This is a genomic window from Streptomyces sp. NPDC059850 (assembly GCF_042731515.1).
Lineage (GTDB): Bacteria > Actinomycetota > Actinomycetes > Streptomycetales > Streptomycetaceae > Streptomyces.
This window is the reverse complement of record NZ_JBHWJI010000072.1, coordinates 1-10546: the sequence shown is the minus strand read 5'-3', so window position 1 is coordinate 10546 and position 10546 is coordinate 1. Positions and strand designations below refer to the sequence as shown.

Below are 10546 nucleotides of genomic sequence, written 5' to 3'. Positions count from 1 at the left end.
ACACCCTGCACCAACCCGGTTACCGCATATCTGCTCGCGGGGAGGGGCCCGCCCGGCGCAAACACCGGCGGTTGCGCGCCGCGGGGCCCGCACCGCCCGTGGCGCCGGCCCGCGCCCCTCTCACACAGCTGTCAGTAGATCGGCTTGTCGGGCTCGATCTGGTTGACCCAGCCGATCACGCCGCCGCCCACGTGGACGGCGTCGGAGAAGCCCGCGGACTTCAGGACGGCCAGAACTTCCGCGGAGCGGACACCCGTCTTGCAATGCAAGACGATCTTCTTGTCCTGCGGCATGTCCTGGAGGGCGGTGCCCATCAGGAACTCGTTCTTCGGGATCAGCCGGGCGCCCGGGATCGAGACGATCTCGTACTCGTTCTGCTCGCGGACGTCGATGATGTCGATGGCCTCGCCGTCGTCGATCCACTCCTTGAGCTGCTTGGGAGTGATCGTCGAACCGGCCGCCGCTTCCTGGGCCTCGTCCGAGACGACACCGCAGAAGGCCTCGTAGTCGATCAGCTCGGTGACCGTGGCGTTCGGGCCGCAGACCGCGCAGTCCGGGTCCTTGCGGACCTTGACCTGGCGGTAGGTCATCTCCAGGGCGTCGTAGATCATCAGGCGGCCGAGCAGCGGGTCGCCCGCGCCGGTGAGCACCTTGATGGCCTCGGTGACCTGGATGGAGCCGATGGACGCGCACAGCACGCCCAGGACCCCGCCCTCGGCGCAGGAGGGGACCATGCCGGGGGGCGGGGGCTCCGGGTACAGGCAGCGGTAGCAGGGGCCGTACTCGGACCAGAAGACGGACGCCTGGCCGTCGAACCGGTAGATCGAACCCCAGATGTACGGCTTGTTCAGCAGCACGCACGCGTCGTTCACCAGGTAGCGGGTGGCGAAGTTGTCGGTGCCGTCGACGATCAGGTCGTACTGGGAGAAGATCTCCATCACGTTGTCCGCCTCGAGGCGGCCCTCGTGCAGCACGACGTTCGTGTAGGGGTTGATGCCGAGGACGGTGTCCCGCGCGGACTGCGCCTTCGGGCGGCCGATGTCCGACTGGCTGTGGATGATCTGGCGCTGCAGGTTGGACTCGTCGACCTCATCGAACTCGATGATGCCGAGCGTGCCCACACCGGCGGCGGCCAGGTACATCAGGGCGGGCGAGCCGAGACCGCCCGCGCCCACACAGAGCACCTTGGCGTTCTTCAGCCGCTTCTGGCCCTCCATGCCGACGTCCGGGATGATCAGATGGCGTGAGTACCTGCGGACCTCGTCGACGGTGAGCTCGGCAGCCGGCTCGACCAGGGGTGGCAGCGACACAAGGACTCCGTAGTGAGTAGGAGCGGGCTAAACGGTTCACCCCCGCGTGAGCGGGGAGGTTGTCTTCTCGTCTCCTCGTAACACTGCCACGCCCCATCTCATTCCATGACACACGGTCCGATGCGCGAGACGACATCGTCCCAGTGGCCGGGCAGCGTCTCCCAGAGGGCGGCGGAGCCCGCGCGCTGGCCCGGGCGGGTCGTGCGGTCCGTGAGGAAGACCGTGCCCGCCCCCTGCCAGCGGGCGATGCGCAGCGCCTCGTCCAGATGCGGCCGGGGCACCCCGTGCACCAGGTGGCAGAACCGTTCGGGCGGATAGCCCGCCGTCCACTCGGCGACCTGGGACCAGCGGTAGTCGGCCCACCGGCCGCGGAAGGTCACCAGCTGGTCGGCGATCTCCGCGTAGTCCTGGTACGGATGGGTGTCCTGGCCCAGCACCGTGTACGCCCCGCCGCGCAGCGCGCGCAGCGTGGTGACGATCCGGCGGACGTCGGCCAGCCCGGGGCGCTCCGACGGGCAGCGGTCCAGATAGAAGCCGTCGGGCCGGTACCAGTCCAGGTAGCGGGTGGCGTCCGAGACCAGCTCGCCGAACGGGCGGGCGCCGAACCGCAGGTCCAGCCGCCCCAGCACCCGCACGCCCGCGGTGCGCAGCCGGGCCACCGCGGCGGCGCAGTACGGGTCGGGGCACGAGCCGGGGCCGCGCGCGACGTCCAGGACGGCCCAGTGCACGGGGGTGCCGCGGCGGGTCAGCTCACCCCATTCGACGGGCGCGACCAGCGGGTGCGCCCAGCCCGGCACCCCGAGGCCGAGACCGGCGGCGGGCTGGGTCCCGGCCGGGGCGCGGCGCCGGGGGCCCGGGGAGATCAGATGCGACACGCGGCCTCCATCCAGATGTCCGCGAGGGACTCCTCCAGCGGGATGCGGGAGCGCCAGCCCAGCCGGTCGCGCGCGGTGCGCACATCGGCCTGCTGCCAGCTGCCGCAGCCGTCCGGGTAGGGGTACGCGGTGGCGCCGCCGTGCTCCCCCGGCCCGGGGCCGTGACCGGGGGCGTGGCCGGGGGCGTGCGGGGTGGGCGCCGGAGCGTGCCCGGGGGCGTGCGCGGGGGCCGGGATATGGACGCCCGGGTGCAGCGGGTTCCGCCCGGGCGGGACGTCGACCTCGTGCAGGGTGCCGCCGAAGCCCGCCACCCGGGCCAGTACGGAGGCCGCCTCGCGCAGCCGGACGGCGCGCCCGGTGCCGATGTTGACGACGCCCTGCGCGGCCGACAGGGAGGCCGCGTGGACGGCCCGCGCCACGTCCCGTACGTCCACGAAGTCGCGCTGCACCCCGAGGCCGCTCAGCTTCAGCTCGCTGTCCCCGGACTGCATCGCGCGCCGCATCGCCTCGGCGAGGCGGCCGAGCGGGGAACCGGCCGGGGTGCCGGGCCCGACCGGCGAGAAGACCCGCAGCACCACCGCGTCCAGTCCGGAGCCGAGCACCAGCTCGGTCGCGGCGAGCTTGCTCACGCCGTACGGGCCGCCGGGGCGCGGCACGGCGTCCTCGGCGGTGGACGAACCGGGCTGGGACGGCCCGTACTCGGATGAGCAGCCGATCTGGACCAGCCGGGCGCCGCAGCCGCTGCGCCGCAGCGATTCGCAGACGGTCGCGACGGCCACGGTGTTGTGCCGGGTCAGCTCGCGGGCCCCGCCACGGGTCGCGCCCGCGCAGTTGATCACCACCCCGGGGTGGACCGCGTTCAGGAAGCGGGTGAGCGCGCCGGGGCTGCCGTTGGACAGGTCGAACCGTACGTCGGCGTCGTCGCCGCGCCCGAGCGCGGTGAGCTGGACGGCGGGGTCGGCCAGCAGGTGTTCGGCGACGTAGCGGCCCAGGTAGCCGCCGGAGCCGAGCAGCAGGACTCTCATCGTCGCGCCTCCCCGGGGATGGCGTGTGGGGCGGTCGTCTCGTCGCTCATGGAGGTGCTCCTCGTAGGGATGGGCGGGGGTGACGGTGTGGGGGGCGTCGTGGGGGTGTTGTGGGCCGAGGCGCGGGACAGGGCGGCGCACGCGTACACCAGCAGCGCGAGCGCGGCGGCCCCGCAGGCCACGGCGGGGACGGCGGCCGTGCCGTGGGCGGCGGCCAGCCGCCGCACCGGCTCGCCGAGGGCCGCGCAGCCCGGCAGCCGGGCGGCCCCGGCGGCGCCCAGCACGGCCGCCTCGGCCGCGCAGGCCACGGCGGTGCCGGTGGCCGCGGCGGCGCGGAAGCCGTGGACGGTGAGCAGCCGGGCGAGGAACAGCAGCCCGGCCAGCGCGGCCACGCCCGCCTCGGCGGTGAGGTCCGCGGCGGCGCCGGGCACCGCGAGCCGGGCGGCGATCACCAGCGGCGGCAGGGTGAGCAGGAAGGCCACGGCGGTGGCCGCGCACAGCGGACGGACCCCCGCCGCGAACTCGTCGAGCCCGCTGCTGGCGGCCAGCCTGCGGCGCGCCCGTACGGCGAACCAGCGGGCGCACCACGCGGCGGGGGCGACGGCGAGGCCGAGGACGACGGCGGCCCCGGCGGCCGCCGCCGGGTCGTACGGCCCGGGGGCGCCGGTGCCCGCCGTACGCCCACTGAGCCCGCCCAACAGCCAGTCGCCGCAGGCGGCGTAGGCGAGCAGCCAGCCGGTGCGCAGCGCGCCCGGCAGGCCCGCGAGGCGGCCCGCGCTACGGCCCGTTGAGCGGGCCTTCCCGCCGCGCCCGCCGGACCCGTCTCCGCCGTCGCGTCTGCCACGCCCGCCTCGGCCGCTGGTGCCGCTGCCGCGTTCGCCACGCCTGCCGGTGCCGCCAGGCCCGCCGCGTCCGCCGGTGCTACCACTGGGCCCGCCGGTGCTGCCCAGCCCGCCGGTCCCGCCGCGTCCGCCTCGGCCGCCGACGGCGAGAGGGCCCCGGCGCAGGCACAGCCACAGGGCGCCCGCCGTCAGGGCGGCACCGGTCGCGCCGACGACCGGGGTCCCGGTCCGGTACGCACCGATCACGGTCGCCACGGCCAGCCCACCGGGCAGCAGCGCGAGCAGCCCGAGCGCCGCCCGCACGGCCCAGGGCCGGGACGGGGGCTCGCAGGGAGCGTCGTCCCCGCTGTCACCGTCGCCGTCGCGCGGGACCCGCGCGTACAGCTCCTCGGCGAGCGAGAAGACATCGCGGTGCCGAAAGCGCGCGGCGGTGCGGTCGGTGACCCCGTGGGCCTCAAGACCAGCGGCGATCTCCAGCGGATCGACAGCCCGGGCGCACAGCTCGCGGTGGCGGTGCATCAGCGCCCGCACCGGATCCACCGATCCGCGCCGCCCCTTCGGACCCTGCTCATGGGCCGACGCCGGGGCGCTGGGCTGCTCGCGGCGCGCGGGCCCGGTCATGCGCCCTCCTCGGACAGGGCGGCCATGGTCCGGCCCGGCGGCGGTCCTGCCTCCGCCCACCGGGGCGTGTGCGCGAGCCCCTGACCGGCGGTCCACCGGCCGGGGATGTGGGCCTCCGCCGGGCGGGCGAACGGCAGGGGCGCGCCGCCCGCGCCGACCTCCTCGCGGCGCACCGGACAGTGCGACATCAGCTCCAGGTAGATGCCCCGGAAGGCGACCACGTTCTGCTCGGCGGTGAACAGCTCCAGCGCCCGGGCGCGCGCGGCGGCGCCCAGCCGGGCGCGGCGCTCGGGGTCGCGCAACAGCGCGAGGCAGGCGTCGGCGAGCGCCCTGGGGTTGCGCGGCGGCACCACCAGACCGGTGCCGCCGATGGCCTCGCACACCGCGCCCGCGTCCGTCGAGACCGTGGCCCGGCCGCAGAACATCGCCTCGACCAGCCCCACCGGGAAGCCCTCGACCACGCTGGACAGCACGACGACGGCGCCCGCCGCGTACGCGTCCGCCAGGGTGGGCGCCTCGGGGTCGCCGACGTGCTCGAAGGAGACCGGGTTGTCCCCGGGCGTGTGGGCGTTCGCGGCCTCGTCGGGGAAGAGGTGCTCGGCCAGGGCGCGGCAGTGGGCCGCGTAACCATCGGCCGGGTCGTCGCCGCGCCAGGCGCCGGAGCCGGGCCGGGTCTCGATGACGCGCAGCCGCGCGTCCGGCTGCCACCGGCGCACCTCGGCGAAGGCGTGCAGCAGCGCGACGACGTCCTTGGCGGGTTCGAGCCGCCCCACCCACACCAGCGTCCGGTCGTCCCCGCAGGACGCCGCTCCGGCCTCGCCGACCTCGGCGAAGCACGCGGCGTCCATCCCGGGGTAGACGGTGCGCAGCCGCTCCGGGGAGGCGCCGCACCGCTCCTGCCAGCGGCGGGCGTGGGTATTGCCGGGGGTGATGAGCACGGCCTGCGCGTACGCCTCGGCGGCCAGCCTGCCCTGGAAGGCGGCCAGCAGGGCGCGGACCGGGCCCGACCCGTCACGACCGGCCGGACGCCGCAGATAGTGCTCGCGCAGCCGTACGCCGTACTCGGTGACCAGCAGCGGCGTACCGAAGCGCCGCTTGGCCAGCAGCCCGGGCAGCGCGGCCGCGCCGCCGGAGGTGGCGTGGCACAGGTCCACACCGGACAGCCCCGGGTCGCGGCCACCGCCGCCGTACCAGTCGAGGGACAGCGGGCGCAGCGCCCGCTCCAGGGCCTCGGTCACGGCCAGCAGATCGGTGACCCGCGCGCGGTGGGCGGCGCGCGGCGCGCCGGGGGTGTGGCAGGCGCGCTCCAGGGTGCGGACGGCGTCCTCGGAGCGGAGCGCGGCGGACAGGCCGCCGCTGTCGCGGGCGAGGTCGGCGAGGCCGTGGAGGCCGCTGGCGAAACGGTCCGCCTGGGTGCCGTCCGGGCCGCCCGGCACGCTGATAGCCACCGCCAGGTCCCCGAAGTGCTCGGTGAACCGCCGCCGCTGCCGCCGCCCGTACGCCCGCCGCCGCCCGGTGGGCTCGCCCCACAGCGGCGCGGTGCGCACCCGTCGCACCTGCCCGGGCGGCTCCTCCCAGCCGACGGCCTCCTGACGGGCGTCGCGGCTCAGCGCGTAGACCTCGAAGTCGTGCTGGTCCAGTCCGCGCACGAGCCGGTCGCACCACACCCGCGCCTCACCGGTCGCATACGGGTACCCACCCTCCGTAAGCAGTCCCACGCGCATGAGCGCACCCCCGATCTCCCATGTGAGCAAGCCGTCATGCCGCGGTTCGGCACGTCGGGCAGCGGGAGCACGTTATGCGCGCATGGCTATGGCGCGACGGACGGTTGTCCGTCGCGCCACCGGAAGGGGTGAACGCCCGTGACCTTCCTGGATTTCAGGCGTTGTCAGGCGCTATAACGGCCGCGAGCTGTCGGCCGGTCCCTGCGGAATGGCCGTCAGCCCTTGGGAAACGGCCAGGCGTTGGGGCGGCACGTCGCGCCGTCCGTCGCCAGGAACTTGGTCTGCTGCATCATCACCGGAGCGAGCGCGCCCTGCCGGGAGCACGTCTCGTGGTTGTGCCCGAGCCGGTGCCCGACCTCGTGGTTGATGAGCATCTGGCGGTACGAATGCATCTTGTCGTCGCCGAACGTGCTGGCGCCCTGCGCCCACCGATAGGCGTTGATCATGACGCGCTCGGTGGCCGCCGAGTCGCACGAGACGTTGTCCTCGGTGGTGTCCAGCCCGGACTTCCCGCACCACACCGCGGTGGTGCCGGGGCTCGCCAGGGTGATGACGAAGTCGGGACGCCCGGACGAGACCCGCTCGAAGGTGCGGGTGCCGCCGTGGCCCCAACTGCGGTCGTCGTTGAGCGTCTTGTGCACCGCCTCGGCGAACAGCGCGCCGTCGAGCGGCAGCCCCTTCTCGACGTCCACCCGGTAGCGCAGGACGTCGCCCTTGCCGGGCGCCTTGTCCTTCCCGGGGACGGTCGTGAAGGCGCCCGAGCCCTTGAGCTTCGGGTCGAGCGGGAACAGGGCGGCCATCTTCTGGTCGTACGTGGCGAGTTGGGGGGACGCGGAGGCGGACGGGGCGGTCCGGCCGTCCTTACCGGCCGACACGGCGCCCTCGCCGCCGCGCTCCGTACCGCCCTTGGACCGCGCCTTGTCGTCGCCCTGCGGACCGTTCGCCACCTGTCCGGCCACCACGACGGCCAGCACGGTGGTCACGGCCGCCGCGGCGATACCGGTGAACGTGCGGCTCTTGCCGCCCTTGGTGACGCCGCGCGCGCCCTTGCCCGCGAGGTCGGACCCGTCGGCCCCGTCGGCAGCCGTGGCCGTGCCGTCGTCGAGGCCGTCCGCGGCGTTCTTACGGGCGTCATCGGCACCCGCGCCGGGGCTGGTACGGCGGGGCGGCGGTACGGCTCCGGGCGCACCGGCGGCGAAGACGTCCTCGCCATCGGTTTCCAGGGCGTCGGCGCCAGTGCCGGTGGCGTCGAACGCCTGCAGGTACTCCTTGCGGGGCCCGGGCATCAGCCCGCCCGCGCCGCCCCCGGAGGTGCCACCGGACGGGCCACCGGCGGCGGGTCCGGCGGGGCGCTCCGGCGCGTTCATGGTGGCGGTGCCGAAGGCACTCCAGCCGCCGCTCTGCTGTTCACGGCGCCCGGGGCCTGCCGGGTGCCCGGACGGCCCGGACGACCCGGCGGAGCGTCGCCGACGTCCTGCGCCGGGGGCGGAATCCGCCTCGGCGGACCCGGGGTCCCGGTCCTCCTGGCTGCCCCGTGCGCTGTGCTTACCCACGCGCCGCACCGCTCCCGTCTGTTCCGGGCACCGGTACGCCCCGTATCTTCCGGCTGTCCCGTCTGTCTCGTGCTTCTTGTGCTTCTTGTGCTTCTTGCGCTTGTCGTTCGTCTCGTCCGTCGACGTCGTCGAGCAGTTCGCGCATACCGCGCGCCACTACGTCGGGGTACTCCATCATCGCCACATGCCCGGCGTCCAACAGCGTCAACAGGCGCGAGTCGCGGAAGGTTGCGCTAGCCCGCCGGGCCATCCGGAAGGCCACCAGCTGGTCGCGCATACCGTAGACGAGCAGCGTGGGCGCGAGGACCCGCTCGGCCTGCCGCCACATCGAGTACTGGCCGCCGAGAGCATAGGTGTCGATGAGGCCGCGCGCCGAACGGGCGAGCGCGTCCCAGAAGTACGGGAGCGCCAGCCGCCGCTCGTACTCCTCGACCGCCAGCGCGAAGTCCTCCCGGCTGACCTGCCGGGGGTCACCGTAAGTGAGCGCCAGCAGCTCCCAGGTGCGCCGCTCCGCGTCCCAGTCGCGGGTCGCGCGGCTGAAGAGGCGGGTCGCCCCGGGGATCGCGAGCAGCCCGGTGGGCACCGCGGTGCGCTGCGGGCGCCGCTCGGGCAGCGCGGGCGAGACGAGGGTGAGCGTGCGCACCAGGTCCGGCCGCACGGCCGCGACGCGGATGGCGATCGTGCCGCCCATCGAGTTTCCGGCCAGATGTACGGGGCCCCGGCCGCTCGCGTCGAGGTGGCGGATGATGGCCCGGGCGTGGCCGGTGATGGAGTAGTCGCCGTCGTCGGGCGGCGGGGAGTCACCGAATCCGGGCAGGTCAGGGCACTCGATATCGAGCCGGTCTGCGAGCTGTTCCATCAGCGGCGACCAGTTCTGCGAACAGCCGCCCAGCCCGTGGACGAACAGCGCGGGCGGCAGCCCGGAAACCTCCGGCGGGCGGGTACGCACGTTCAGCGTGAGACCGGGCAGGCTGGTGGTACGCAGCTTTTCACCCGCACCGACCCGCACGGGCCGCGCGGGGGGCACCGCGGCAACGATGCGGGCTTCCGGCGGCTCGGTCGAAGACATGCGCCAATGTTACGAGACGATCACATGGCTGACCGTGTGTTCACCCTCACAGACCACGTAGCGTCCGAAAGTGACCTCTCCTAGGCTCGTAAGTACACAGGGGCGATCTCCTGCCTCTGGGAAGGGGAGTACATGTCCGTCGATCCGAGGGACCCCGAGACCTTCGCGAACGCCCTGGAGGACAACGACAGCTCGGCCCCCTACAGCGTCGAAGCCCCCGAGGCGGACGCCGCCGAGCAGCACCACGACCTCGTCCCCCACCGCGACGACCGCCGGAGCGCCGACGAACCGCTGGAGGCCAACGAGGCCGATCGCGCCGAGCAGGCCCGGGTCGTCGAGGAAAACGAGGAGGACTATCGATGACCAGCACCATTTATGGGCTTTTCATAGAGTCCAGTCCGTGAAAACTTCCGCACGGACCGCGCGCGGCCCTGTTACCCAAAAGTACGATGGCGGGCGCGGTGGACACCGTGCTCGCAACATTCAATGGGAGGCGGCGTGACAGCCATCGAGCAGACCGAGGCGCGCCCGCGGGGTACGCGCCTGCCGCGCCGAGCCCGACGCAACCAGCTCTTGGGCGCCGCCCAGGAGGTCTTCGTCGCACAGGGCTACCACGCGGCCGCGATGGACGACATCGCCGAGCGTGCGGGAGTCAGCAAGCCCGTGCTCTACCAGCACTTCCCGGGCAAGCTGGAGCTGTACCTCGCCCTGCTCGACCAGCACTGCGAGGCCCTGCTGCAGGCGGTCCGTACCGCGCTCGCCTCGACCACCGAGAACAAGCAGCGGGTCGCGGCCACGATGGACGCGTACTTCGCGTACGTCGAGGAGGAGGGCGGCGCCTTCCGGCTCGTCTTCGAGTCCGACCTCACCAACGAGCCCGCCGTGCGCGAGCGCGTGGACCGGGTCTCGCTCCAGTGCGCCGAGGCGATCAGCGAGGTCATCGCCGAGGACACCGGGCTCTCCAAGGACGAGTCCATGCTGCTGGCCGTCGGCCTCGGCGGCGTCTCGCAGGTCGTCGCGCGCTACTGGCTCTCCAGCGGCAGCACCGTCCCCCGGGACACCGCTGTGCAGTTGCTCACGTCGCTCGCCTGGCGCGGCATCGCGGGCTTCCCGCTGCACGGGGCGGAGACCGGGACTTAAGCCTGTTCGCTGCGGGCTTGTCCCGCTCGGCCCAGCGGGCCCGTTTCCCGGGCTAATGTGTGCTGCGTACAGCGCGGACGCCGCGCACAACGACCGTCGGAGGGACAAGGCCGTGGAGGTCAAGATCGGCGTGCAGCACGCGCCCCGCGAGATCACCCTGGAGAGCGGGCAGTCCGTCGAGGACGTCGAGCGCGCGGTGTCCGACGCGCTCGCCGGGAAGGCGCCGCTGCTGAGCCTGGTGGACGAGCACGGCCGCAAGGTCCTGGTTCCGGCCGACCGGCTCGCCTACGTCGAGATCGGTGAGCCGAGCGCCCGCAAGGTCGGCTTCAGCGCGCTCTGAGCGGTCCACAGCGACGGCGGCGGGGCCCGGTGGGATATCTCTCCCAC

At 74.1% G+C, this 10546-nt stretch carries 10 protein-coding genes; 3 read left to right on the top strand and 7 right to left on the bottom strand.

Going from position 1 to position 10546, the window contains the following annotated elements; genetic code table 11:
- Positions 1-131 precede the first annotated feature (131 nt).
- The 7 genes from moeZ to ACFV9T_RS37560 all read right to left on the bottom strand — a co-directional run bounded on the left by moeZ (position 132) and on the right by ACFV9T_RS37560 (position 9019).
- Complete coding sequence (gene moeZ, locus ACFV9T_RS37590) at positions 132-1310, bottom strand: adenylyltransferase/sulfurtransferase MoeZ (protein ID WP_385447071.1); 1179 nt, start codon at positions 1308-1310, stop codon at positions 132-134.
- 98 nt (positions 1311-1408) lie between these two features.
- Positions 1409-2176, bottom strand: coding sequence for a spherulation-specific family 4 protein (locus tag ACFV9T_RS37585; protein WP_385447117.1), 768 nt, complete (start codon positions 2174-2176; stop codon positions 1409-1411).
- A complete protein-coding gene (locus ACFV9T_RS37580) occupies positions 2173-3210 on the bottom strand; it encodes an NAD-dependent epimerase/dehydratase family protein (protein ID WP_385447069.1) in 1038 nt (345 codons plus the stop codon). Before ACFV9T_RS37580 ends, ACFV9T_RS37585 begins: the two co-directional genes overlap by 4 nt.
- Positions 3207-4673, bottom strand: coding sequence for a hypothetical protein (locus tag ACFV9T_RS37575; protein WP_385447067.1), 1467 nt, complete (start codon positions 4671-4673; stop codon positions 3207-3209). The genes ACFV9T_RS37580 and ACFV9T_RS37575 overlap by 4 nt, the downstream gene beginning before the upstream one ends.
- The gene (locus ACFV9T_RS37570; RefSeq protein WP_385447065.1) at positions 4670-6397 is read right to left on the bottom strand and encodes a DUF3492 domain-containing protein; all 1728 of its coding nucleotides are present in this window, start codon (positions 6395-6397) and stop codon (positions 4670-4672) included. Before ACFV9T_RS37570 ends, ACFV9T_RS37575 begins: the two co-directional genes overlap by 4 nt.
- 215 nt (positions 6398-6612) lie before the next feature.
- On the bottom strand, positions 6613-7959 hold the full coding sequence (locus ACFV9T_RS37565; RefSeq protein WP_385447063.1) for a DUF3152 domain-containing protein: 1347 nt from the start codon (positions 7957-7959) through the stop codon (positions 6613-6615).
- Positions 7943-9019, bottom strand: coding sequence for an alpha/beta fold hydrolase (locus ACFV9T_RS37560; RefSeq protein WP_385447061.1), 1077 nt, complete (start codon positions 9017-9019; stop codon positions 7943-7945). The genes ACFV9T_RS37565 and ACFV9T_RS37560 overlap by 17 nt, the downstream gene beginning before the upstream one ends.
- Before the next feature lie 132 nt (positions 9020-9151).
- Here ACFV9T_RS37560 and ACFV9T_RS37555 point away from each other — a divergent pair, with 132 nt between their 5' ends.
- The 3 genes from ACFV9T_RS37555 (at position 9152) to ACFV9T_RS37545 (ending at position 10499) form a co-directional block, all read left to right on the top strand.
- Positions 9152-9382 carry a hypothetical protein gene (locus ACFV9T_RS37555; RefSeq protein WP_385447059.1) on the top strand — a complete coding sequence of 77 codons (231 nt, stop codon included), beginning with the start codon at positions 9152-9154 and terminating at the stop codon, positions 9380-9382.
- 135 nt (positions 9383-9517) lie between these two features.
- Positions 9518-10159: a TetR/AcrR family transcriptional regulator gene (locus tag ACFV9T_RS37550; RefSeq protein ID WP_385447058.1), complete on the top strand. Its 642-nt coding sequence runs from the start codon at positions 9518-9520 to the stop codon at positions 10157-10159.
- Positions 10160-10271: 112 nt separating this feature from the next.
- On the top strand, positions 10272-10499 hold the full coding sequence (locus ACFV9T_RS37545) for a DUF3107 domain-containing protein (RefSeq protein ID WP_039937703.1): 228 nt from the start codon (positions 10272-10274) through the stop codon (positions 10497-10499).
- The last annotated feature ends 47 nt before the right edge of the window (positions 10500-10546 follow it).

Excerpts from the sequence above, each read along its gene's own strand:
- ACFV9T_RS37560 (WP_385447061.1), bottom strand. The coding sequence starts at position 9,019 with ATGTCTTCGACCGAGCCGCCGGAAGCCCGCATCGTTGCCGCGGTGCCC.
- ACFV9T_RS37580 (WP_385447069.1), bottom strand. The coding sequence starts at position 3,210 with ATGAGAGTCCTGCTGCTCGGCTCCGGCGGCTACCTGGGCCGCTACGTC.
- ACFV9T_RS37570 (WP_385447065.1), bottom strand. The coding sequence starts at position 6,397 with ATGCGCGTGGGACTGCTTACGGAGGGTGGGTACCCGTATGCGACCGGT.
- ACFV9T_RS37555 (WP_385447059.1), top strand. The coding sequence starts at position 9,152 with ATGTCCGTCGATCCGAGGGACCCCGAGACCTTCGCGAACGCCCTGGAG.
- ACFV9T_RS37575 (WP_385447067.1), bottom strand. The coding sequence starts at position 4,673 with ATGACCGGGCCCGCGCGCCGCGAGCAGCCCAGCGCCCCGGCGTCGGCC.